This is a genomic window from Sphingobacterium sp. SGG-5 (genome assembly GCF_011043525.1).
GTDB lineage: Bacteria > Bacteroidota > Bacteroidia > Sphingobacteriales > Sphingobacteriaceae > Sphingobacterium.
Genome location: NZ_JAAKGO010000011.1, coordinates 1 through 24,936 on the forward strand (window position 1 = coordinate 1; position 24,936 = coordinate 24,936).

The window sequence follows — 24,936 nt, forward strand, 5'->3', positions numbered from 1 at the left end:
CGCTCATACTTGCTGTAATCTACCTCTTCCTGTGCAAAACCTTCCATATTGTCGGATAGGTTGATACTTAATTTATTCATTTTACTTGACTTTTTATGTCAAGGCATTTCAGTATAAGACAAATTGGCTGATTTTGGTCTAAAAATGAACGATGTGAGGGTGAGATTACGACAAGATTTCTTTTAGTGTTGCGGTACCTTCCGAGAGATCGGAAAAATTGAAATTGTGGGGTAAGGATATGATGACAACACTGGATGTGTTTAAATTAGCATATGTTCCGCAGATGTAATTGGTGAGATCGGATAACCCTGGGTTATGCCCGAAGAGTATAACAGTATCGACGGTATCGGGAACTTTGTTGATAATTGCTAATATATCCAGAAAATGAGCTTCATAAATAGATTGTTCTTGATGTATCTGTGCTACCGGATATCGCAATAGCTCACAAAATAAGGTTGCCGTTTGCAGCGCTCTATTGGCTGGTGAGGAAATTACTAATGTGTTCGGTGTTAATATCGACTTGGTTTTCAGTTCGGTTGCGATGCGTACAGCTCTTTCTTTTCCTTTTTCGACGAGATTGCGGTCATAGTCGCGCTTGGCAAAGGAATGTTCCTCGGCTTTTGCGTGACGGATCAGATAGAGGTTTTTTGTTTTCATCCTTAAAGGTAATTATCTTTTTTGGTGATAGCGTATTCAAGTTTTTATTTGCCTTGATATTTTTCTTCTGATAAAGAATCCCATCCAGGAAAATAAAATACTGTTGTTTAGTAATAAAAACAACTTTGCCAAAGCTTCGTTTTTTCTAATCTGTTTCAAGCTACCCTTGTTCCAAACTTCGAATGTAACATAATGATATCCCGACTTTTTTAAAAAAAATAACGAAGTACGCGTGGGCAAAGATCCAAATAGTTCAGCTCCAAATCTATACGATTTTAGTTTATTTTTTGCAGACCTTATTTTGATTGTATCTGGAAAATACTGAAGTATGTAATTTCCATACGTTTCATATTCGGAAAATCCAGACAAAAGTAAATCTTTTATGTCGATTTGACTAAGTATATATTGTGACCAATGTAGAGTATTATTTCTTCCTTCCAATTTCTTTATCAAGGACAGCATAATTTCCTTGGAAACCATAAAATGTTCCGAAATAAACGAATTTGTACATGATTTTTCTATATTGAGTATCTTTTTTAATGTATTAAAATAAGGAATATGGTATTCATTACTTGGCTGTACCAAGACTTTTGACATTGCTTTTTCAAAAAAGTAAATATGAGATAATGGGATGGTGTCAGCATCCCAAATCAGGTAATGATCTGAAGACACTATTTTACATATTTCCATTTTTAGGAACTGCTGAAAATACCATCCTGTTCGATCTGTACTAGCTGTCTTCTTTTCTATAATTTCTGCTATGGTATTAAAGGTTATATATGGATTGAGTGTGTTTTCATCAACAAACAAGAGGTTGTTTAGATTTTTTGTCAGATTGTCGAATCTATGAAAATGTTTTTTGTTTGTTATTACAATAATTTTCTGAGGTGTCAGATATTTCTTTATGTATAATATTGAGGTTTGCACAATGTCTAAGTGTTGCTCACCGACACAAATGACAATATCATAATTTAAGTGAATCATTAATCTCAGAAGTAAAGCTTTTTAAAAAGTAATGAATGTTGGGGATATTAAACCTAACACCTCACTTTCAGGAGTGTTTTTCCATCTTTTAGGACTTACTATAATCTTTTGAGGGTGATTGCTTAGCCAAGCCCCCCACCAACTAAAACTACTATTGGCAATAATAAAATGCTTACATAAGGACATCAACTGCATATCCCTAAAGCTATCTTTCCCCATATTCCAATCCACAAAATGAGCGTTGATATCGCCAAAATGTTGCCTACACCAATTGATATCATTGGAAAAGAAAACAAACAAAGGATCTTCTGTTTGCTTCATCATATAGGTAATGCCTTGACGATAATAATCCTCTGTACAAATTCCTCCAAAATTGGGATGCCCAATATAATCGCCGTGCCGTACATGTACTGCAACTGTATTGGGATGATTGATTATGACAGCCTCTTGCTGTCTGTTCTTTTCATCGACAAAAGGCGGAAACACTAAATGCTCTTTCAATTCTTGTTCGACAAGATTAAGATAGTCTTCATGTTGCCAATACCCCCAATAATACTTTGACCTCTTCTCTTCAAAAATATGTGGATTGAATTGAAATTTTGGATTTTCCTCCCAATAGGCGTTTTTTGTGCCCATTATCCGTCGAAGTTTCCGCCATATCCATTTTCTATTGTGTGTTAAATAAAGATTACGATCAAAATTGGTGGTTCTTTGCAATTTGAAGCTAAAGATGTCTTCTAACTCAAAGCCATTGTGTAGTTCATACTGTTCAAAATCAGTTAGATCCGCTTTGACTTTATGACCTTTTTTTGTTAGAGCTAAATAAAAGGCATATTGGAACATTTGATTGCCAAGCCCTCCAAGGAATTTAACTATCTTCATTTGGCTAATTTTAATAAATGTTTAATAGATTTTTTGAATGTTCGGCGTAATTGTTTTCCTGTAGCATACTTCCAATTAAATATAGGCCCTTTTAGGAATAAAGGGAAGGTTTTTGCTTTACCCTTTTCTATTACAATGGCGTACCAATTTTCGAAGAGTATTTGCTCAAGTTCTCGCTTAGGGTATAATCTTTTTTTTCGATTTTGAATGATTATCTCCCGATAGAACGTATAATACTCATTGGTAGTGTATTTGCTGCCCATAACCGGATCTAACAAAATGTTAGTGGAGATAGGCGGAATTCGTGGTAACAAGAGATTTAATTGATATAATAAGATATCTTGTAATACCTGTTCGACGACGATTTTTTTTCGTAGGGAAATATTTGTGTCATGCATACGATAGTCTACGAGGTATTCAGGGAGATTGCCAACTTCGTATTTTAGACCGATTCGGGCGAATAAAGCATAATCTTGCGCTACTGGGTAGTTTGGATAACCTCCCACTTCCCGAAAGACAGAGGTACGCATCATAATTGATGAGTGTACAAATGTATTACTAAAAAACAGTGTAGCACAAAGTTGATCCGAATGATTTGAAAGTTCGATGTTCTTACCCGTTCTATTTCCGTTTTTGTCTATGATGTGGGCACATGATCCTAAAACGGCTAGTTTTGGGTTTGTAGAGAAGTGGCGAACTTGTTTTTCTAGCCTATTTGCTGATGCTATATCATCGCTATCAAGAATAGCTAAAAACTCGCCTTCAGCTTCTTTTAATGCAACATTCCGTGTAAAACCTAAACCTTTGTTACTCTCATTTTTAATTAAGCGTATTCGAGGATCGTGAAAGCTATTGACAACATCAACAGTGTTATCAGTAGATCCATCATCGACAATAAGCAGTTCAAAATCACGAAAGGTTTGGTTCAAAATACTTTGTATCGCCTTTGTGATATACGGGGCAGCATTGTAAGCTGCCATAAAAACGGTTACCGTTGGCAAATTTTTCTCCATGTATATAGCAAAGGTCAATAAATTTCTGCAAACGACTTCAATTTATTATTTCTTTAAGAGAAGTGCTCTTATGCCTTTGAACCTTATTTGTAGTACTTGTTTTTTTACAGAAAAAATATTAGGAGGTAAAAAAGACAAATTTTAAGTTATATTTATCTATGTTTGTTATATTATAGATTAGCGTTATAATGCCTTTACCAAAAATAAGCATCATCATACCATGTTATAATGTCGGTAATACAATCACCGAAACGTTGGATTCAGTTTTGGTTCAAACTTATCCGAATATCGAAGTAATCACGGTGGATGACGGCTCAATTGACAATACCCATGAGATTCTTGAGCAATTTGCTGCAAAGTATCCCCATATAAATGTATATGCACAAGAAAATAAAGGACTACCTGCCACACGGAATGTCGGTTTTGTACACTCTACTGGAGAGTTTCTCGTTTTTCTGGATGGGGATGATAAATTAGACCCCTTATATATTGAAGCATGCTATACCAAGTTTTCTCAAAATACAGAATTAGATTTAGTTTATACAAAAACAGAGTTTTTTGAAGCAAGAACTGGTATTTTTGATTTGCCGGATTATTCTTACAGACAACTTTTAATAGGGAATTGCATTCCAGCTACAGCCATGATAAGGGCCAATAATTTTAGAAAAGTAGGATTATATGATGCCTCGCTCCGCATTACCGAAGATTGGGAACTATGGATAAAATACCTTTATGAGTATCCGAATGTTTATCAAATTAAAAAGCCTTTGTTTTTTTATAGAAAACGACTTTCTAAAGATTCTATGACGGATCTTAATGCTGAAAATAATAACAAGCTAGGGGAAAGCACGCGCCTATATATATATCACAAACATTATAATATATATAATGAATATGGCTATGGGCTTGAAAAGCTGTTTGTTTTTTTTGAGAATGAGAATAAATACAGAAAGAAATACTATAATGTTTGGTACCGCAAACTCTTTTACAAACTTTTTAATAAGAAGAAACTCGAATAACTTGATATGTCAAAAACGAAATTCTTATTAGTATCTCCTCAAAGTTTTAATTTGTACCAACTGATTGTGAAAAATCTGGAGCATCTTGGCTACGATGTTGTACATATCGAAGATCATGGCTATGCCTTCAAATACACTTCCTTAGGTCAGCGTATCTATAACTTTATTCGAAAAACGTTCTTTAAGGATCGTATATATAAGGAAAAGTTAAAGCAGGCCTATACTTATAAAAAGCAGCAAGAGATCTTAGCGACCTATAATCATTATGATGTTGCGCTTGTTCTTAGGGCAGACTTCTTTCAAAGGAAGCTCATCGACATGGCACGTCAGAAGACTGATCTCATGCTATGTTTTCATTTTGATGGTATATCACGTGATCCCCAAATATTGAAATACATTCCTTTTTTTGATCGGTTTTATGTTTTCGATGAAGGAGATGTCGTTAAATATCCTTCTTATAATCTGTTATATTCTCCCAATTTTTACTTTGATTATCCCGATTTAACAGATAAACAAACTCAGGATTCCCCATACAACGTATATTATGTCAGTACGTTTCATGAAAGTAGAGCGGAAGACTTGATTACTTTACACCAGTATATGAGTCGATACTATCAGCGAGTTAAGTTTGTTGTTGTAACCAATAGGGGAAAAGAACATCTGATACCCGACTATATCCATGAAAATATGGAAATTCGTTTTGAGCATGTTCCATTTGATGAACAGCTTCATCACATAGCTCATGCTGATGTGATTATCGATTTGGTCATAGCCGATCACAAGGGATATTCGTTTCGGATTATCGAAGGACTTAAATTTGGAAAAAAGATAATAACTACCAACCCAAAGGTATTAGAAGCTGAGTTTTACCATCCAAACAATTTCTTCATTTTGACAAAAGACAACTATGGTGATATGGCCGCTTTTTTAGAAGCGCCATATGTACCTATTGCTAATGCGATAATAACTAAATATAGTTTCTCGGAATGGCTACGGCATAAAATATATGTGCAGTAATCCATGCGGATGTTTGTTGCTAAACGAGCGTGCTCTTCGTTGTAGATAATTCAATGGAAGAGTATTCACCGATGTCAAGAACGTAGTTTATCCAATTGCTGAAGGCATATTTGTGCTTGATCTCATAGGGGATCTCGACATATTCAGCTTTCAAAAATTCGGCAATGCCATTTTTGTCTATTGTATTCCAAATAAAAATGTTGTTGGGATGATAAAAGTCGTAATTGCGAACGCTGCGATTTGTGGTGATGAGCTTTTTGTTATAGTTTAATGCTTCAAACACTCTGAATGAGAGTCCTGAATGTATAGGAGAGTGGATATCCACTAAAATGGATGCTTTTTCGACACGGTGTATATTTTCCTGATATGTAAGTGGCTTCTCTACGGGTAGGCCAGCATTTTGTATATTCTGGATCTGTTTATCTTCCGAGCTGACAAGATAGAGTTGGGAATCTACGTCTTCATGATCAAATATGGTTTTCAATTTTTTAATGAGCTCGAATCGGTGCTCGTCATAACTGGCGATAAAATAAGCGGATCTTTCCGAAGATTCTGGAATGTTTTTTTCAATAAAGAAGTTGGTTAAAGGAAGTAGATCTGTTTTTGAAGCTAGGTCCTCTGCATCAAATACAAAGAATCGATCGAATAGGTCAATATAGTCAATGACTTCGGGAAAGCGTTGCAAACCGTCCCACTGATATCCTATAAGTTTGTCCACTTTCGACTTTACTTCTTTTACAAATGGCAGTGGGAATAAGTCGGGGCGAATAAATAATGCGTAATCTGCATGATCGATGTTTTTTAATTGACGCATCAGGGTTTTATTGCGCTCCGCCATTTTTAATTGACGCTTATATGCGTAATTTCCTAAAATGGTTTTTTTGTATATATTAAGGAGCCGTTCGGCGAACCGCTTATATTTATATCGCGTATCTGAGACAGGAAAGTCATACACGGTAAAACCTTGTTGCTGCAACTCGGATTTTATAACGTCTGAAAAACCAAAATCAGATGGGGCACAAAAGATTATTGTTTTGGAACCTATCATTGTTAAAAAGTATCTCTTATATTAAATACGGTGGATTCAATTAAAATGTTACAATCGAGTAGCTTAAACGTATGTTATTTTTTTGTTAAAAAAGCAATCCATAATTCACAGACAAAGTTACAGAGAACTGCAAAAATACATTGATTAATCGTATTTTTGTGTTTTATTTTATTTTTATGAAGCTGGCTTTGCTTATTTCTACATATAATAGACCCGATGCATTAGAACTTTGCTTGATAAGTGTATTCAATCAAACAGAGCTTCCAGATGAAATTCTTGTTGCTGATGATGGTTCTGGAGAAATGACAAAGCGATTGATTGAGAAATACCAAACGATATGCAATATTCCCATGGTTCATGTTTGGCATGAGGACACGGGGTTTGAATTAGCAAAAATTAGGAATAAAGCAATTGCCCAGTCCACCTCAGACTATATCGTGCAAATTGACGGAGATCTTATTCTACATCCCTTTTTTATTCGCGACCATAGAGAATTTGCAAGGGAGGGTTCCTTTGTTAGGGCTAGCCGGATATATTTGGATGAAGATCTCTCACAACAGAAAATCCAGAATTTAGATTATCATGTCAATCGATTTGAAAAGGGAATGACTAATTTTTTCAGTGCTTTTCGCCTTCCTTTCATGTGGAAATATTTTGAGACTAAATATAAAACCAAGGGAAATGAACGATGGGAAATCCACGGATGCAATATGGCGTTTTGGCGTAAAGATGCTATCGCCGTAAATGGCTATAATGAAGATTTTAATGGTTGGGGGCCCGAAGATAAAGAGTTTGTCGCTCGGTTATTAAATAAGGGGCTTCAAAAACGATTCTTGAAGTTTGGGGGCCTTGTTTTTCATTTGTGGCATCCCATTAATACGAAAGAGAATCTGAAAGATAACGAATCTCTGTTTGAGCATGCAAAGCGAGATGGGATAGTGTATTGTCAAAATGGTATTGATAAATATTTAAAAGTCAAGGATGAAGGCTGATTTAATCATTACTACTTATAATAGACCGGATGCTTTGGAGGCTGTATTGGTGTCGGTCATACACCAAACGGTCATGCCGAATCGAGTCATTATTGCAGATGACGGATCCACTGGATTTACAAAGGATTTAATACAACGATATCAAGAAATATTTCCTACTCGGCTCTTATATGAATGGCAAGAAAATGAAGGATTCAGAGCAGCTCAATCGAGAAACAGAGCGTTAGCACAAGTTGAGGCCGAATATGTGATTATTATCGATGGCGACATGGTTTTGGAAAAGCACTTTGTTGAAGATCACATAACGTATGCTCGTAAAGGATGTTTTCTGCAAGGGGGGCGGATTCTTTTGACGGAGCGAAAGACTCAAGAGGTTCTGCAAGAGCCGGGACATCTGTTTGCGCCGAGTATTTTTGACAAGGGATTAGAAAGTCGAATAGAAAAACAGCTAACGGCGTTTAGATCAACTTGGCTTGCCAGATTATGGGGAAAAGAGTTAAAGGACCGGAACAAGATCCGCTCTTGTAATATGTCTTTTTATATGACAGATATCAAACGTGTAAATGGATTTAATAATGCTTTTATAGGTTGGGGGAGGGAAGACAGTGAATTTGTGGCGCGATTGATAAATAGCGGGATAAAGGGAGTGATAATAAAGTTTGTTGCATTGGGGTATCATCTTTATCATCAAGAAGAGAATAGAGCAGCTTTAGATCGAAATGATGAGTTGTTAAGAAGAGCTATAGAAAATAAATTGACCTATTGTGCGGATGGTCTGTCGAAGTTTTTAACGGGTGACAAGGACTCATTATAGGACTATATCTATGAATTTTAAAAGAACTTTTCTAAGAAATAGGAATAATAAGATATATTATTACATCAAAGCTATTCTACGAGAGATTGTTCCTGACACATTTGCCCGGCGTAGGCTTAGAAGGCTACTTGTTAATAGCCACGGGGATGATCGTTCTTATATAGTGGACAGGGTGAATTACTATAATAAATTGGAGAGGGGCAAAGCTTTAGGGCAGCAGGCCATAGCCATAAGAGACTATGCTATACCAGACCGTATAAGAGTTTATTATTTTGACAGCAAAGTGTATTTAAGATACTTTGACCCTCGATTTAGATTCAACATCCTGCCGGGGGACATTGTAGATGTGCCGGAGTTTCCAACTATTGTAAAAAGTAGACCCATAGCAGGGGATAATACCAATTCTATTCTGCTAAACCTCGATAAGTCCAGGCATTTTAATTTTATAAAGGATGAAATCCCGTTTCATCAGAAGGCGAATGTGTTGGTGGGAAGAAGCGGGTTTACCCAGTCGCACAGAGCACTTTTTTTTGATACGTATGCGCATCATCCCATGTGCAACCTTAAAAAGGCAGCTCGTTCTTCTGATCGGGACTTTCTATCTATAACAGGGCATCTACAATATAAGTTTATCTTGGCTTTGGAAGGCAATGACGTGGCTACCAATCTTAAATGGATCATGTCTTCAAATTCTATTGCAGTAATGCCTTTGCCCAAATATGAAACATGGTTTATGGAGGGAAGGCTTATCCCGGATTATCACTTTATTTGTATCAAAGATGATTACTCAGACTTGGAAGAGAAGTTGAATTATTATATCCATCATGAAGATAAGGCAATAGAAATTGTGAATAATGCACATGACTATATCGCTCAATTCAAAAATAGAAAGCGAGAAGACGTTATCGCGTTAAAGGTATTGCAGAAATATTTTGACTGTACCCGGATGTTACCTTAATTCCTGGACAGCGACTAAATGGATTGATAAAGATCAATCCACTGTTTGGCAAGCATATCGTCATTAAATCGCTGCGCATAAATGAGGCCCTCCTCGGTCATCTTAAAACGTAAGTTACTGTCAGACAAAATAGTACTAATACCCTGTGACAGCTCCTGGATATTGTTGGGATCTATATAGCAGGAAAAGGGTCCTCCTGCTTCGGGGAAAACGCCCGACTTATTGGTAATGACCGGGGTTCCAGCATACAATGCCTCGATGATAGGAATGCCAAAGCCTTCATATTTAGATGGATATACAAATATATCCGCCATAGCATATATTGCAGCCAATTCGCCCATGGTGAATCCTTGAAGGATATGGACTCTATTTTGTAATCCTTTTTGATTGATATAGCTGTGTATTTCTTGAGAATACTTTGTTTCCTTACCAATAATAATCAATGGTATATCTATATTTTCGATAGCTTTGACAATCTGAAAAGCATTTTTTCTTGGCTCTATTGTGCCTACATTAAGAATAAAGTTCTCGGGAAGATTATACTTTTGACGGATAATTGCCTTGTCTGCATCTGTTTTGATTGTTTTGAAAGCGGGATGGCAACCTTGATAGATAACGTCTATTTTCTCTTCCGCTAGATCGTAAAACTGTAGAATGTCTTTCTTGGTCTGCTGACTGATAGCGACGATTTTATCGGCATGATGAACAGCATATTTAAATTTTTTATTGTAAACGATTCTGTCTACAGGCTTATAAAGTTCAGGATGCGTTAGGAATATTAAATCATGAATAGTAACAACAGAACGGATAGGTGTCTGGCGAAGTCCCATAGGGATTTCACCAGATAAACCGTGATAAATATCAATTTTGTCTTGAATAAGGTCATTAACTATCGACTTTTGCCGCCAAAGGGACGAGAACATGATGTCGAAAAAGGTGTGAGGTGTTTTTATATCATCTCTATTATTCCGAATATTTTTAGGAACCTTGGGTGTGTATTTAAGATAGATATGTTCTGGATAATACGTTTTTAGTATGCGGATAAGGTCTCTACTATAATTCCCCAATCCGGTGTGATTGAAAAAATAACGCTTTCCATCAAAACCTATTCGCATATGTGTTGGATATAGTTTATTACCATCTCCGAAGATACTAAATCAATTGCTTCTACACCATCGCAATTACAGGGTTTATTCCCATACACCGAACTTGGTCTATTCGGGTGCGCTACCTGTACACAATCTTCCATGGACTGCCCATAGCCTAAAAAGCCAGCAAACGGGTGGGTTGCGCCCCAAATAGATATACATCTCGTGCCTACCAATGAAGCCATGTGCATGCCTGCACTATCCATACTGAGCATAAGGTCTAAATGAGCAATGATATCCAGTTCTTGGCTCAGCGAAAACTTGCCGATTGTACTTTGTACGCCTGGGTATTTTTGTGCCCACTGTTCGGCGATAGCCCGCTCTTCAGTACCCCCGCCAAATAAAAATACAGCATAATTGTTGGCAGATAGATATTGAATAACCTGTTCCATTTTGGTTAGATCAAATACTTTGTACGGATGCTGGGCAAAGGGAGCCACTCCGATTTTTTTTTGGTCCGAAGCCAGTATGTTTAGTAATCCGTTGGGAATAAGACGATGTTCTTTCCGAAGAGTGTGGCTTAGTTTGACTGAAAACCCGAGTTGTCTAAATACATCTGCATATCGTTCAGTCATCGGGCGCAGAGGTTTTAAAACTTTATGGTGTGTTCGGGTGATAGCTGTCTTGTCGGAGCGCCCTTTATCTAAAGCTTTGATTTTATAACCAGCAGCAGCGAAAAATAAATTTAATGTTTTGGAGCGTATATTGCTATGTAAGTCGGCGACATAATCGGCTTTATATTTCTTTAATTCATAAAATAATCCTACCAGCCCAAGAAAACCGCGATGTTTACGTTTCGGGTCTATGGGATGAAAAATAATGCGAGGTATCGATTCAAAAAAAGCCTTGAATAATTGGCGTGATACGACGATAATCTCAATGTCTGTATGTTGTGACTGAAATTCTTTTAATACCGAGGCGACCATGGCCACATCGCCCATAGCGGAAAATCGGGTTACGATAATACGCTTCATCCTACGACGTTATTTTTGTGAGCTGTAAAGCACCGGGTTTAATGTGGGGTCGTTATACATTTTCATTTGTTTGTACACTTTCATGTATTTTTTTCCCATCTTGATATCTTCTAATAATTCATCTATACTGCGTGATAAATCTTGTCTTTGGTTCAACAGGATATCCAGTTTTTTTTGACAAGCTTCAATATGATTTGCCTGCACATCCGTACGTTGTGTCTCCTGTGCCATGTGGTAGATTTTTAATGCCAATATAGACAATCTATCAATAGCCCAAGCTGGGCTTTCTGTATTGATCCTAGCGTCAGATTGTGGTTGCACATGTGCAAATTCACGTAGATAATAACTGTCTATATATTCTACTGTATCTGTACGCACTTGATTTTGCTTATCAATTCGTCTTTTCCAATAGAGTCCGTCTGTAGATGTAATGGCAGGGTTACGTACGAGGTCTTCCATATGCCATTGTGCCGTATCAATCCAACATTTCAGATAGAGAAGGTGCTCAAGTGAGCTTGGCTCATAAGGATTGTCAATACGTTGATCTATCTGGTCAAAGACGTGGTAATCATCAAGGACACGTTGGAAAATAGTGTTTGCTGTTGCACTGATCATGAAGCAAATATAACGAATATAAATATGCGTCCTCTAGAAACCTACACTTTTCAGATTCAATCCCGCCCGTTCATCCAAACCAAACATCAGGTTCATGTTCTGTACAGCTTGTCCCGATGCACCTTTCAATAAATTATCGGTAATACTAAGAATAAGCAATTTGTCGCCATGCTTTTCCAAGTGTAGGATACATTTATTAGTATTGACGATCTGCTTGACATCAATATTGGCTTTGCTTACCCAGGTAAAAGGATGCGGAGCATAGTACGTTTCAAAAAGTTCGTATGCTTCGTCCTGACTTAGTTCGGAATCAATATAAGTGGATGAAAAAATACCTCTTGGGAATGCACCACGTTGCGGAATCAAATTTATTTTTGACATAGCCCTTTCGATCAGTGATTTGCCCGAAATAGGCAGAAAGCCGCTTTGCAGTTGATCTAACGATTCCGAAATCTCTTGTAAATGTTGATGCTCGAAAGATTTGTAAGCCGAAAGGTTATTATTCCTCCAGGGGAAATGAGATGTAACTGTAGGCTTTTGTCCCGCACCTGTAGCACCGGTAGTCGCATTGATATGCACTTGATCAGGCAATAGTCCTTTGCTTGCTAACGGTAATAAGGCCAGTTGGATATTCGTCGCAAAACAACCCGGATTTGCAATATACTGTGCGGACTTGATCGCTTCTCTATTGAGCTCCGGAAGGCCATATACAAAGTTATTACTCTGATATGCCGTATTGGCGCGAAGACGATAATCTTGTGATAAATCGATAATCTTGACAGTAGGGTCTACCTTGTTTTCTTCTAAAAACGTACGTGCATGCCCATGCCCTACACAAAGGAAGAGTACATCAATATTGGAGTGGAAATCCGAAGAAAAGGTGATTTCGGTGTCTCCAAAGAGATCATTGTGAACATCGTATAATTTGTTGCCTGCATTGGATGCACTGTTGGCAAATACAATTTCTACATGGGGATGGTAAATCAGCACCCGAAGTAATTCACCTCCCGTATATCCCGCAGATCCGACTATTCCTACTTTTATTTTTTTCATGTTTATTCAGTTGTCAGTGATCCCACATTCTCATATCTCAAATCTGAAACAATTATCCGTTTACTTTGTGCCATATCAGGGTCTGATTGCCGAAGATTTTGGAGAAACCCTTGACATCATCACCGGTATAGCCTTCATTCATTTCACCATAGCTACCAAATTTGCTCGCCATAAGATCATGCTCGGATTCAATGCCGATTACGATAAACCGGTAGGGGTGCAGTTCTACAATCACACGACCGGTTACTGTAGCCTGTGCACTTTGAAGGAAAGCTTCGATGTCGCGCATGACAGGGTCGTGCATTTGACCTTCATGCATATAATTTCCGTAAAAGCCGGCTATCTGATCTTTCCAGGAAAGTTGCCATTTTGTTAAGGTGTGTTTTTCCAAGGTATGGTGTGCCTTAATCAAGATCAGGGGTGCAGCAGCTTCAAATCCAACACGTCCTTTGATACCGATGATGGTATCTCCAATATGGACGTCACGACCAATTCCATAAGGCTGCGCTAAGTCCTGCAACTCTTGGATGACCTTTACCGCACCTATTTTCCGACCGTTTAATGCGACAGGTTCGCCCTTTTCAAAATCGATTGTTATCTGCTGCGGCTCCGTAGACGTAATCGGCGTCGGCCATGCAGACTCGGGTAAGTATTGATTCGAAGTCAAGGTTTCCGCTCCGCCAACAGATGTTCCCCACAGCCCTTTATTGATCGAATACTTTGCTTTTTCGGCGCTATAAGGAAAACCGTGTTTGGCGAGGTATTCAATTTCCGCCTCACGGGATAATTTTAAATCCCGTATCGGGGTTATCACTTCAACACCAGGGATCAGCGTATTGAAAATCATATCGAAACGCACCTGATCATTTCCTGCCCCAGTAGACCCATGTGCGACACACTCGGCACCGATTTTCTTAGCATAATTAGCGATAGCAGTCGCCTGACAAACCCGTTCAGCGGATACCGAAAGGGGATAAGTAGCGTTCTTCAGTACATTGCCGAAGATTAAATATTTAATCGTTTCGCGGTAGTAGTTTTCTGTTTCGTCAATGGTTGTATGTGACTTTACGCCAAGTTCATACGCTCTTTTTTCAATGTTTTTAATCTCTTCATCGGAGAACCCCCCGGTATTGACGACGACAGAGTGGACTTCCAGTCCTAAATCTTTAGAAAGATAGATACAACAGAAGGAGGTGTCCAATCCACCGCTAAACGCTAAAACTACTTTTTTCATACTTTATGTTTGATACAATATAATTATAAATAAAAAACGTCATTTCGAACGAAGAGAGAAATCTATAGATTAAGTAAGGCAATTTATCTAAAATCTACTCATCCATAGATTTCTCTTCGTCGTACCTCCTCATCGAAATGACGATATAGTCTACTTATTGACTATCTGCTACAAATCTAATAAATTAAAATCCTTTTGCAGGTCTTGTGCCTACAGGAAATATAGATGCGACGAATTTCCGGGTTGATTTCCATAGCTTCGCTTCTATACGCTTCAATAGCGATTGTTTCTTGGCTATACGATCCAGCCGCTCTTTTGCTTCCGCCTTACGTTGGATCTTTTCTTTCAGTTCTTTTTCTTTTTCGACCGGATCCCAGAGCATGGCGGTACACATGCAGTTTTTGCGCTCCTTACTCATAAGGATGTCGTAATTGATGCAGCTCTGGCACCCTTTCCAGAACTCTTCATCCTGGGTCAGTTCGGAATAGGTTACTGGTTCATAACCTAGCTCTGAATTGATCTTCATCACCGCAAGCCCTGTAGTTAGACCAAAAATCTTAGCCTTCGGGTATTTTTCACGGGATAGATCGAAAACCCGTTTCTTGATTGCTTTTGCCAGCCCTACTTTACGAAATGCAGGGTTGACGATTAATCCGGAATTGGCCACATAGTCGCCATGACTCCATGTTTCGATGTAACAGAATCCTGCCCATGTTCCATCCCGATGCAAAGCAATGACAGCTTTACCCTCCTCCATTTTTCGAGAAACATATTCGGGCTTACGACGCGCTATACCTGTTCCCCGGGCTTTTGCGGATTCGAACATCTCGGCACAAATTTGCTCGGCATACTTGATATGTTCTGCCGTCGCAGGAATGATTAAAAAATCTGAAATTGTCATTTAATGGTATCGACCTATTTAATTTGTACGTATTATGTACAATGTTAGCAAATTGAGTTTTTGAAATTAGCCTGCCCCTTCCTTCATCAGGCCCGAGGCAGAATAGGTCGTCGAAATCGTAGAATAGGACAGTTTAATCTATTGCAGATAGCCATACTGATCTTTGCAAACTTACTCAAAGTCTGTGAGACTACTCCGATATGTGCTTTACTACAATACATTTTTAAACGTGTTGTTTTTCAAAAAATCTGACTGTACAAAATTAGCAAAAATATTCGTTTCTTTTATGCAATCTTTTATTGGTTTTTTGTATATACCTTGTAAATAAAGTACCTTTGGGCGATTAAACAAGAGCATCATGGTAGGTCCGAGCATCATTTTTTATCTTTTTTTTGCAATACCTTATATATTTCTCATGTATTGGTTAGTCAAGCAGGATAAACGTAAGTATGTCTGGGGCTTGATAGTCGTCACGATTATTGCCGTTTTGGGAGTATATGTTTCTCAAAAAGCAAGTAAAAATGCGATACAAAACTATCGGCAGCATCAAATCGATGCGCGTGAGCAGGAGGCGGAGATGCAACAGGATAGCCTGAAAAACTAAAAAACAAAGTCCCTAATTTTACTTAGAGACTTTGCTGTCATTCCTTTTTCAAGGATCTGGAATAATCCAGTAATTTTTCAACAACACTTTGCGAAGGTTCTTTCGCTAATCTTTGAATACACATTTTGATCTTTACTTCGAATTGATCGTCTGTCTCTGCGATAGTCTCCCTCAAATCATTCGGATGTGTTGCTGTGTCAATTGTAGTAAAATTCTCTACCATAAGCCTCTTGATTTATGTGTTTAGTCTTTAAACGTCAACAGTGTAGCTTATATTGTAGAAAATTTAACATTTTTTTACTTTTCTTTGGAGAGTGTGTATTTATTGGCCTCCACAACGGCATTGTATGCGTTGGCAACGCCTCCACTTACACTGATCTCATCCAGATATACTTTTTTGTTCGAACCATCCTGCCGTACTTTGACTTTCTGGTCTACTTTTACGGCCGATTTCAGAATAATATCTTTTACCTCTTTTGCGGTAAGCTCGGGATAGTATGCACGAAGTATCGCTGCTAAACCGGACACTACGGGAGCGGCCATGCTTGTGCCTTGTTGATCTTTATATTTGTTGTCTGGCATTGTCGAATGTATTGCAACACCCGGTGCAAAGATATCGACTGACTTATAGCCATAATTGGAAAAATCAGCCAATAAGTCACCGTCCATCTTCCACGCCGTGGCGCCTACGGTAATCCAGGCGTCTGCTTCTCCCGTGACGGCTTTTAGGCTGTCGGTGTAATATTTGGTGGGATAGTTGGGGGTAATGTCTATGTTTTTGCCGTCGTTACCTGCTGCATGTACCAAAAGTACATCTTTTTCCATAGCATATTTTATCGCGTCATCGACCGCTTTTTTATTGTAAACGTAACCCTTGCCGAAGCTCATATTGATGATCTTTGCGCCATTGTCTACCGCGTAGCGAATTCCATTTGCCACATCTTTGTCCCGCTCGTCACCATTAGGAACCACGCGCACGGCCATGATCTGCACATTGTCGGCAATTCCGTTGATTCCGATATTATTGTTCCGTTGAGCACCGATAATTCCGGCCACATGGGTGCCGTGATCGGCATCGGGACCTTTAACGTCGTTATTGCCGTAATACCGCTCGGTGGCATCCTCATAATTGTCACCTACAATAGGACGGGGATCGTATTGTTTGTTCAAATGATAGTTGACTTGATTGTGGTAGTATTCAACTGCTTCTTTTAATTCCTCGTAGAATTTTTCGAATGACTTATCATCGTCAATTTCCTTTTTTGCAACCTTCAGCGCCAGTTTTTGGCGGTCATTTTCGGCAGAAAATTGATCAAGATCCTCTTTGGTGATATCTTTAGGTGTCTTTCCGATTTTGGTGACTATGTTGTCGACCTCTTGTTTCAGGCGCCCGTAATTTAAATCTCCGAATTGGGCTTCATCCATTTTCGAGGTATAATCCGAGACCATTTTCTGATAGGCGACAAATTCACGGCGTTCTGCTTCGGAAAGAGGCGTGCTTGGAAGGACAGAAATATATTTTGGTTCGTATTTGGCAATCAAACGTGTGACCTCAAGGTTATCGTAGTTTACATTTTCACCATTCGCATTGCCGATAAAGTTCCACCCGTATTTGTCGTCGATATAGCCGTTTCCATCGTCGTCTTTTCCGTTATCATTGTCGTCTTTTTTGTTGGTCCAGACGACTTTTTTGAGGTCTTCATGCTCCACATCAACCCCTCCGTCGATTACAGCCACAATAACAGGGGAGGACTTACGGCCCGCTAACAGGTTGTAGGCTCTCTCCGTGCTGATTCCCATAATACCATCGGTGGCATAATCCAGATTATACCAATTGGCAGGGGGAGTATCTTTTTTGTCTTGTGCAAAACCGAATAAGGGCAGGATGCTGATAGCTAAAAGCGCCGTAAAGAGATTTGACTTGTGCATATTAATTTTGTGTTACGTCTGCAAATATACGTTTCATACCGTCCTCATAAGTGTTAAAAATGACTAAATCCTACCCCAATAATGTAAAGTCGATCTGCCGCTTCTCGAGATCTACCTTTTTGACTTTGATCTGCACTTCATCGCCCAGCTGATATACTTTTTTCTTCCGCTGGCCAATGATGGCATAGTTCTTTTCATCCAGCGTATAGAAATCGTCGGTGATGTCCCGCAAACGCACCATTCCTTCACATTTGTTGTCGGCGATTTCAACGTACATACCCCACTCCGTTACTCCGGAGACAATGCCGGTGTATTCTACACCGATCTGATCCTGCAGGAACTCGGCTTGCTTGTATTTAATGGAAGCTCTTTCCGCCTCTGCTGCCTTTTTCTCCATTTGCGAGGCGTGTTCAGCAAGCTTTTCGTAATGTTCGATATTGACTTTTGCCCCACCTTCTAAATAAAACTGTAACAGCCGATGTACCATGACGTCCGGGTACCGGCGGATAGGGGAGGTGAAGTGGGTATAATAATCAAAGGCTAGTCCATAGTGAGACGAATGCTTGGTGGTGTATATCGCTTTTGCCATGGATCGTACTGCAAGGGATGTTAGTAAATTTTGCTCTTTGCTGCCCTCAATTTTATTCATGAGTGAATTCAGCGATTTGGCGGTTTCTTTGTCTGATTTGATAACAAGGCGATGCCCAAAGCGTGATGCGAATTGCGAGAAGTTCGTCAAGGTTTCGGGATTCGGTACATCATGAAAACGATAGACGAAGCCCAGCTTATTTTTACCTTTCCCTTGTTTTCCGATATATTCCGCAACTTTACGGTTGGCCAGAAGCATGAAGTCTTCAATAAGTTTGTGCGCATCCTTGCGTATTTTCGTATAGACGCCCAATGGTTTTCCTTGTTCGCCCAATACAAATTTTACTTCTTCTGTCTCAAAGCTTATCGCCCCGTTCTTAAAGCGCCGCTCTTTGAGGATTTGTGCCAGATCATTCAATTTTAAAATTTCTTCCGCATGGTCGCCCGTTTTGGTCTCAATGATTTCTTGTGCTTCTTCATAGGTAAAGCGCCTGTCGGAATAAATGATGGTCCGTCCGTACCATTGATCCATAACATTGGCTGCATCATCCATTTCAAATACAGCCGAGAAACAAAGCCGTTCCTCATGAGGCCGCAGGGAACACAGGTTGTTGGAAAGGCGCTCTGGGAGCATCGGTATCACCCGATCGACGAGATACACAGACGTACCCCGTTCGAATGCCTCTTTGTCGAGCACGCTGTCCGGTTGGACGTAATAAGAGACATCGGCAATATGAACGCCTATTTCGTAATGACCATTGTCCAATTTCTTAAAAGAAATGGCATCATCAAAATCCTTGGCATCGACGGGGTCTATGGTGAAGGTCAAGGTGTCTCGGAAATCACGACGTTTCTGGATTTCGGTTTGCGGAATTTTTTCGGGGATAGCCGAAGCAGCCTCTTCAACTTCCTTCGGAAATTGTAGTGGAAAGCCGTAATCCGCCAGAATGGCATTCATCTCTGTATTGTTCTCGCCCTTTTTTCCCAATATACTTTTTACCCGACCGATGGGGTTTTTTGCATTCTTTGGCCACTCGATAATCGTGACGACAACCTTTTCACCGTCCTTTGCGCCATTCAGATTATCCAGCGGAACGAAAATGTCATGTAGCATTTTCCGGTCATCGGCGAGGAAGAAAGCATAACTTTTTGAAATGTCAATAGTGCCTGTGAAATCAGTCTTCGCGCGTTGTAATATTTCAACCACTTCGCCCTCTCTTTTGTTGCCTTTCTTGCGGTCGTAAACATGGACCTTGACGGTGTCACCATGCAAGGCCTGCCGCAGTTTTCTGGGGGCGATATAGATGTCGTTTTCGAGTTCGTCTTCGGGTACGATATACGCCGATCCATCGGCTGTCATATCCACTGTTCCGGTGATATAAACTTGTAATTGTTTAAGCTTAAAACGACCTCTTTCCGGCTGTGCGAAAAGACCGGACTGGGTGCCGTTTTCGAGGATGTCTGCAATGGCTTCCTTGGACTCCGAATCAAATAGGTTTAGTTTGGAAGAAACTTGCTTGTAATTCAAAAGTTGGTTGTTGGCTTTTTCAAATACGCCGAGGACCAATTGGGTGAGAACTTCTTTATAGGGATTGTTTTTTTTTGATTTCATGTGTTTGTCTTTTTTTTGACTATTGCTTGTCTTTCATGACCGCGACGAGATGACTGCGTGTGCGATAATTCAAGGTAAATATACTAATCATTATCGGAAAGTAATAGGGGAGAAGATAGGATTTATAATATAAATGTTTAGTATATTTTATATGTGTTAATTTTCTGTTTATCAAATGTATGTGTTGTTTATGAATAAAACATGATTAATGTAAATTATTGTATTACAGTGTTTTATATTTAATGTCACGTGTATTGGTAAGAATGTATAACTTTATTTATATATACTTTTTATATATTTTACAGCATATAACATGCTATATTACAGTATAATAATTGTTTATTTTATAAATTATGATAAGATATAAAAAGATTATTTTCCTTGACATTTGTCACAAATTCCGACAGCATTAATGGCTATCGTATGCAAGGAGAAGTTAGCAGGAATTTGAACTTTCGGGAGTGAAATTTCATTCAAACAAAAGACGCTATTACAGATAGAACAGATGAAATGTACATGCTGGTCGTGGTGGTGGTTTGCGGTGCACGCCGTCGAACAGATCGCATAAGTTGCGGTTCCGTTGAGGTCAAAAACCTTATGCAGTATTCCCTTTTCCTCGAAGCTTGCGAGAATACGGTACAAGGTTACACGGTCAATTTCACCACCTAAAATCTTCTCCAGATCGGGTTGGGATATAGCGGATTTCTTGGTGTCGATAATTTCCAAAACACGAAGCCGGGGTTGCGTAACTCTTAACTGGTTGGAGCGTAAAAGCTGCTTGAAATCTTGACGGATTTCGGCATGGTTTTCAACTTTGTCTGAAGGCTTCATAATGGATAAAATTACAAAAAAATAAGGGTAAAAAAAAGCCTCTTCCTTTTAACAGAAGAGGCGTAAAGAAATGTATTATCGTATACTTATTTTCCCGCAGCTTTGGCGTGGTCTGCGAGGAACTGTGCCAATCCGCTATCGGTCAATGGGTGTTTCAATAGGGCAGTTATCACAGACAATGGACCTGTCATGACATCTGCGCCAATCTTTGCACAGCCCAATAGATGTGCGCTATGACGTACCGATGCAGCTAATATTTGAGTGTCGAAATCATAGTTGTCATAAATCAGACGAATCTCTTCGATTAATGCTAAGCCATCTACCGATATATCATCTAACCTACCAATGAAAGGAGATACATAAGTAGCACCTGCTTTAGCAGCAAGTAAAGCTTGTCCGGCCGAAAACACTAAGGTACAATTTGTTTTGATACCCTTTTTGCTAAAATATTTTATGGCCTTTACGCCATCTTTGATCATAGGGACCTTCACGACAATCTTGGAATCCAATGCAGCGAGTGCTTCTCCTTCTTTGATCATGGTTTCATAATCCGTACTGATCACTTCAGCACTGACATCGCCATCTACAATGGCACAGATGGCTTTGTAATGGTTGATAATATTCTCTTCACCGGTGATACCCTCTTTTGCCATGAGACTTGGATTGGTTGTCACCCCATCCAAGACACCCAAATCCTGGGCTTCTTTAATCTGTGCCAGATTAGCCGTGTCTATAAAAAACTTCATGTTTAAGTTTGTTGATTGTAAATAAATTAAAACTATGTGAAACTTTTGTTGTTGCAAAGATAGTGTTTTATTCAGAACTATTTAGCTTTGAGGCCCGCTAATTCAACAGAAGTAGTGGGCTGTATACTATGGAACTATTCAGGTCGCTTCAATATCCTAATTTTCGGTTGCACACGATTGGGCAATCGATTTCCCTATTGGGAACCTGGATGCAACGTATTGCTATCAGCTGGCTGGTATATCGGCTGACTGACTCTGTCTTTCTCCTCGGCTTTGTCTCGTTTATCTCGCTATTGCCGTCACTGGTACTTTCGCCTTTTATCGGCAGTGTGGTCGACAGGCGGTCCAAGTACCGGCTTGTTGTGATGACGCAGATATTGCTTATGCTACAGGCGGGTGTATTGTCTTTGGTGGTGTATCTGGGATGGGCATCCGTACTGTGGTTGTGCGTACTTGGTTTCGCACAAGGTGTCATCAATGCCTTTGATGTTGTCGCTCGGCAAGCGCTGTTGGTCTCCTTAGTTGACCATAAAAAAGATCTCCCCAATGCTATAGCATTGAATTCTTCGGTATTTAATGCTGCGCGGATGGTCGGCCCTGCTATTGGGGGAGTTCTGCTAAGCCTATACGGCGAGCAGGCTTGTTTTATGATCAATTTTTTGAGCTTCGTTCCGGTATTAATGACACTGTCCATGATGAAAGTAGTAGAAATTGCTCCCGTGTACTCCCGTGATTCGTCAAATTGGCAAGGTCTGGTCGACGGGTTTAACTATTTAAAGCGCTCGCCTCATATCGCTTCCTTGATTATCATCATGACCTGTTCGAGCTTATTTGTCATACCCTATACCTCACTGCTACCGGCAGTGGCCAAGGATCTGTTTCATGGCGATGAGACGATTTTTTCCTGGTTTGAAAGTATCGCTGGTTTTGGGGCGATGATAGGTGCGATCAATATGGCCAGACTCAAATCGGGTGAAAACCTACGCTATAGGGTGATGTTTTCTGCCTTTATGATGGGAGCTTCCCTACTGTTGTTGGCCTATGCCCATTATTTACCCTCGGCCTTATTTTTTACGGGCGCTGTTTCCTTCGCGATGATGATGCAGAATTCCAGTATCAATACCTATATACAGACGCATGCTGTTACGGCTTATAGAGCGCGTATCATGTCGTATTACGTCATGGCCTTTCAGGGCATATTCCCTATCGGAAGTTTGTTGATAGGAGGGGTGGCTGATAGCATAGGGATTAAGAATACATTGTATATGATGGGGGCGACAGGAGCGTTAATAGCCGTCTGTTATTATACCTACCTACGATTCCGAATACAGCGCCGCTTATTTAAATTTAAGTAACATTTTCTTCCTCAGTCCATCTCCCATCACTTTTGATGATCTCAATCAGTTCATCTAATGCATTGCGGGAAGAGACATTTCGTTTGACGACTTCTTTGCCGCGATAGAGTGTAATTTTATCGGGTCCTGCACCCACGTAACCATAGTCTGCATCCGCCATTTCACCGGGGCCGTTGACAATACAGCCCATGATACCGATTTTAAGACCTTTGAGATGGTTGGTGCGGCTACGGATCATCTGGGTAGTCTCCTGGAGATCAAACAAGGTCCGGCCACAGCTTGGACAGGATATATATTCGGTTTTTGATATACGCGAGCGCGTAGCTTGCAGGATGCCAAAGGAAAGCGACGTAATCTTATCCATTGCTATGGCCGGAGCGTCGACCCATATTCCCGAACCCAAACCGTCAATCAGCAGTGCCCCCACATCGGTAGCGGCATATACCTGTAATTTGGAAACCGGCTCTTCGGGATCCATGATATTGCCGATGGGGCCCGAAAAGTCGTCCACCTTATAGGTTCTTTTGATGATGATGGGATTGTCGAGACCGATGACCTGTATATTGGCAAAAAACTGCCGTTGATCTGCCATGCCATGCGCATGCTCAGTTTCCAGCACAAAAACGATAGTTGGATCATTTTGCAGCAATTGAAAATCTTCGCTTTGAAGAAGATCATTGGATATGTGGATCATATTCAATACGGGATCCTTCAGCGTTGCCCGGTTGAATTCCGCCAATTGATAAAGCGGGTGAATATTGGCGCGCTCTGTCAAGCCCAACCAGGTAGGATAGTCGTACAGTTGCTTCAGGTTCCCGGGCATGGTAAAGGATGGTAATTTATCGGCCAGATATACGAAATCGACCGATTGATCGCCCATGTGGTATTTGTCGTTTATTGGGTCGTATTTGTAGCCGACACCGGACAGTATAAATGGATCTTTCAAATTAGCTGCCGAAATATCGGCAATGACACGTGGAACCAGCGAGCCTCCAACGAATGTGTTGACTTCACGTGATATATAGGGCTTCGTCTGGGTATCGTCCGAAAAGACCAAAATGGGACTGTCTTGTGCGGATTCCTGTGCACGGTTTTTATAGCGATTGGCCAAAGCTATCGCGACGGGAGCCTCATATTCGGGTTCTTCCGTAAGTGAAACCCGTATGGTGTCACCTAAACCATCCTCCAGCAGGGTACCTATACCTACAGCCGATTTAATTCGGCCATCTTCACCGTCGCCGGCTTCCGTAACCCCCAAGTGCAGGGGATAATTCATCTGCTCGGCAATCATTCTATCAACTAAAAGCCGATAGGCCTGTACCATGACCTGTGGATTGGAGGATTTCATCGAGACCACCAGATCATAATAATTCAGATCCTCGCAAATGCGGATAAATTCCATAGCCGACTCTACCATACCTTCGGGCGTGTCACCATATCGGCTCATGATACGATCGGACAATGAACCATGGTTGGTACCTATGCGCATGGCTGTGCCGTATTCTTTACAAATGTGTACCAGTGGAGCAAATTTTTTATAGATGCGTTCCAGTTCACTTTGATAAGCAGCGTCGGTGTAGTCGATTTGATCAAACTTTTTCTTGTCGGCATAGTTGCCCGGATTAACCCGTACTTTTTCCACGATACGGGCTGCCACTTCGGCTGCGTTAGGGGTAAAATGTATATCAGCAACTAATGGGACTTGATACCCGCGGGATCGAAGTTCTCTTTTTATATTCGCGAGGTTTTCCGCTTCTTTGATGCTGGGTGCTGTGATGCGTACGTATTCACATCCCGCTTCTACCATACGGATGGTCTGTTCGACAGATCCCCGGGTGTCCATCGTGTCGACAGTCGTCATGCTTTGGATACGGATAGGATAGTCCCCTCCCATAGGGATGTCTCCGATGTGGACGACACGTGTCTTGAAACGTGTATAACTGAGTTTGTTGGCCTCCATAC

24 protein-coding genes are annotated in these 24,936 nt (G+C 40.1%); 7 read left to right on the plus strand and 17 right to left on the minus strand.

The window, feature by feature from the left end; genetic code table 11:
* Positions 1 to 165 precede the first annotated feature (165 nt).
* From G5B30_RS15295 to G5B30_RS15310, 4 genes are read right to left on the minus strand one after another with little or no spacing between them, the layout of a single operon-like run.
* Positions 166 to 657, minus strand: a complete 492-nt coding sequence (locus G5B30_RS15295; RefSeq protein ID WP_165320878.1) for a SixA phosphatase family protein — start codon at positions 655 to 657, stop codon at positions 166 to 168.
* Positions 658 to 693: 36 nt separating this feature from the next.
* On the minus strand, positions 694 to 1,641 hold the full coding sequence (locus tag G5B30_RS15300) for a DUF6492 family protein (protein ID WP_165320879.1): 948 nt from the start codon (positions 1,639 to 1,641) through the stop codon (positions 694 to 696).
* 21 nt (positions 1,642 to 1,662) lie between these two features.
* Positions 1,663 to 2,523: an alpha-1,2-fucosyltransferase gene (locus G5B30_RS15305; protein WP_165320880.1), complete on the minus strand. Its 861-nt coding sequence runs from the start codon at positions 2,521 to 2,523 to the stop codon at positions 1,663 to 1,665.
* The gene (locus tag G5B30_RS15310; protein ID WP_165320881.1) at positions 2,520 to 3,536 is read right to left on the minus strand and encodes a glycosyltransferase family 2 protein; all 1,017 of its coding nucleotides are present in this window, start codon (positions 3,534 to 3,536) and stop codon (positions 2,520 to 2,522) included. Before G5B30_RS15310 ends, G5B30_RS15305 begins: the two co-directional genes overlap by 4 nt.
* Before the next feature lie 188 nt (positions 3,537 to 3,724).
* Between G5B30_RS15310 and G5B30_RS15315 the strand changes: the two genes are divergently transcribed.
* Positions 3,725 to 4,555 carry a glycosyltransferase family 2 protein gene (locus G5B30_RS15315; RefSeq protein WP_165320882.1) on the plus strand — a complete coding sequence of 277 codons (831 nt, stop codon included), beginning with the start codon at positions 3,725 to 3,727 and terminating at the stop codon, positions 4,553 to 4,555.
* Between the two features lie 6 nt (positions 4,556 to 4,561).
* Positions 4,562 to 5,572 carry a hypothetical protein gene (locus tag G5B30_RS15320; RefSeq protein ID WP_165320883.1) on the plus strand — a complete coding sequence of 337 codons (1,011 nt, stop codon included), beginning with the start codon at positions 4,562 to 4,564 and terminating at the stop codon, positions 5,570 to 5,572.
* Between the two features lie 19 nt (positions 5,573 to 5,591).
* On the opposite strand, the gene G5B30_RS15325 is transcribed toward G5B30_RS15320, so the two are convergent.
* Entirely contained in the window at positions 5,592 to 6,410 is an 819-nt protein-coding gene (locus G5B30_RS15325; protein ID WP_165320884.1) for a hypothetical protein, read from the minus strand.
* Positions 6,411 to 6,796: 386 nt separating this feature from the next.
* Between G5B30_RS15325 and G5B30_RS15330 the strand changes: the two genes are divergently transcribed.
* The 3 genes from G5B30_RS15330 to G5B30_RS15340 are packed head-to-tail and all read left to right on the plus strand — an operon-like array spanning position 6,797 to position 9,384.
* On the plus strand, positions 6,797 to 7,612 hold the full coding sequence (locus G5B30_RS15330; RefSeq protein ID WP_165320885.1) for a glycosyltransferase family 2 protein: 816 nt from the start codon (positions 6,797 to 6,799) through the stop codon (positions 7,610 to 7,612).
* Entirely contained in the window at positions 7,602 to 8,426 is an 825-nt protein-coding gene (locus G5B30_RS15335; RefSeq protein WP_165320886.1) for a glycosyltransferase family 2 protein, read from the plus strand. The genes G5B30_RS15330 and G5B30_RS15335 overlap by 11 nt, the downstream gene beginning before the upstream one ends.
* Before the next feature lie 10 nt (positions 8,427 to 8,436).
* Entirely contained in the window at positions 8,437 to 9,384 is a 948-nt protein-coding gene (locus G5B30_RS15340) for a glycosyl transferase family 90 (protein WP_165320887.1), read from the plus strand.
* Between the two features lie 14 nt (positions 9,385 to 9,398).
* Here G5B30_RS15340 and G5B30_RS15345 read toward each other — a convergent pair whose 3' ends face one another.
* The 6 genes from G5B30_RS15345 to G5B30_RS15370 all read right to left on the minus strand — a co-directional run bounded on the left by G5B30_RS15345 (position 9,399) and on the right by G5B30_RS15370 (position 15,309).
* On the minus strand, positions 9,399 to 10,499 hold the full coding sequence (locus G5B30_RS15345) for a glycosyltransferase family 4 protein (protein WP_165320888.1): 1,101 nt from the start codon (positions 10,497 to 10,499) through the stop codon (positions 9,399 to 9,401).
* Positions 10,490 to 11,506, minus strand: coding sequence for a glycosyltransferase family 9 protein (locus tag G5B30_RS15350; RefSeq protein ID WP_165320889.1), 1,017 nt, complete (start codon positions 11,504 to 11,506; stop codon positions 10,490 to 10,492). The genes G5B30_RS15345 and G5B30_RS15350 overlap by 10 nt, the downstream gene beginning before the upstream one ends.
* Before the next feature lie 9 nt (positions 11,507 to 11,515).
* A complete protein-coding gene (locus tag G5B30_RS15355) occupies positions 11,516 to 12,121 on the minus strand; it encodes a DUF4254 domain-containing protein (RefSeq protein WP_165320890.1) in 606 nt (201 codons plus the stop codon).
* 33 nt (positions 12,122 to 12,154) lie between these two features.
* Positions 12,155 to 13,174, minus strand: coding sequence for an N-acetyl-gamma-glutamyl-phosphate reductase (gene argC, locus G5B30_RS15360; protein ID WP_165320891.1), 1,020 nt, complete (start codon positions 13,172 to 13,174; stop codon positions 12,155 to 12,157).
* A 52-nt stretch (positions 13,175 to 13,226) separates the two neighbouring features.
* Complete coding sequence (gene argG, locus G5B30_RS15365) at positions 13,227 to 14,408, minus strand: argininosuccinate synthase (protein ID WP_165320892.1); 1,182 nt, start codon at positions 14,406 to 14,408, stop codon at positions 13,227 to 13,229.
* Between the two features lie 184 nt (positions 14,409 to 14,592).
* Positions 14,593 to 15,309 carry a GNAT family N-acetyltransferase gene (locus G5B30_RS15370; RefSeq protein WP_165320893.1) on the minus strand — a complete coding sequence of 239 codons (717 nt, stop codon included), beginning with the start codon at positions 15,307 to 15,309 and terminating at the stop codon, positions 14,593 to 14,595.
* Between the two features lie 415 nt (positions 15,310 to 15,724).
* Here G5B30_RS15370 and G5B30_RS15375 point away from each other — a divergent pair, with 415 nt between their 5' ends.
* On the plus strand, positions 15,725 to 15,913 hold the full coding sequence (locus G5B30_RS15375; protein WP_240903237.1) for a hypothetical protein: 189 nt from the start codon (positions 15,725 to 15,727) through the stop codon (positions 15,911 to 15,913).
* A gap of 37 nt (positions 15,914 to 15,950) precedes the next feature.
* On the opposite strand, the gene G5B30_RS15380 is transcribed toward G5B30_RS15375, so the two are convergent.
* The 5 genes from G5B30_RS15380 to fsa all read right to left on the minus strand — a co-directional run bounded on the left by G5B30_RS15380 (position 15,951) and on the right by fsa (position 21,619).
* Entirely contained in the window at positions 15,951 to 16,136 is a 186-nt protein-coding gene (locus tag G5B30_RS15380; protein WP_165320895.1) for a hypothetical protein, read from the minus strand.
* A gap of 74 nt (positions 16,137 to 16,210) precedes the next feature.
* Entirely contained in the window at positions 16,211 to 17,842 is a 1,632-nt protein-coding gene (locus G5B30_RS15385; RefSeq protein ID WP_165320896.1) for a S8 family serine peptidase, read from the minus strand.
* Positions 17,843 to 17,912: 70 nt separating this feature from the next.
* Positions 17,913 to 20,042, minus strand: a complete 2,130-nt coding sequence (gene rnr, locus G5B30_RS15390; RefSeq protein WP_165320897.1) for a ribonuclease R — start codon at positions 20,040 to 20,042, stop codon at positions 17,913 to 17,915.
* Between the two features lie 372 nt (positions 20,043 to 20,414).
* Positions 20,415 to 20,873, minus strand: a complete 459-nt coding sequence (locus G5B30_RS15395) for a Fur family transcriptional regulator (RefSeq protein WP_165320898.1) — start codon at positions 20,871 to 20,873, stop codon at positions 20,415 to 20,417.
* 86 nt (positions 20,874 to 20,959) lie between these two features.
* Positions 20,960 to 21,619, minus strand: coding sequence for a fructose-6-phosphate aldolase (gene fsa / locus G5B30_RS15400; protein ID WP_165320899.1), 660 nt, complete (start codon positions 21,617 to 21,619; stop codon positions 20,960 to 20,962).
* Between the two features lie 128 nt (positions 21,620 to 21,747).
* Between fsa and G5B30_RS15405 the strand changes: the two genes are divergently transcribed.
* Positions 21,748 to 22,974, plus strand: coding sequence for an MFS transporter (locus tag G5B30_RS15405; RefSeq protein ID WP_165320900.1), 1,227 nt, complete (start codon positions 21,748 to 21,750; stop codon positions 22,972 to 22,974).
* Here G5B30_RS15405 and ispG read toward each other — a convergent pair.
* Complete coding sequence (ispG, locus tag G5B30_RS15410) at positions 22,967 to 24,934, minus strand: (E)-4-hydroxy-3-methylbut-2-enyl-diphosphate synthase (protein WP_165320901.1); 1,968 nt, start codon at positions 24,932 to 24,934, stop codon at positions 22,967 to 22,969. The genes G5B30_RS15405 and ispG overlap by 8 nt on opposite strands.
* Between the last annotated feature and the right edge of the window lie 2 nt (positions 24,935 to 24,936).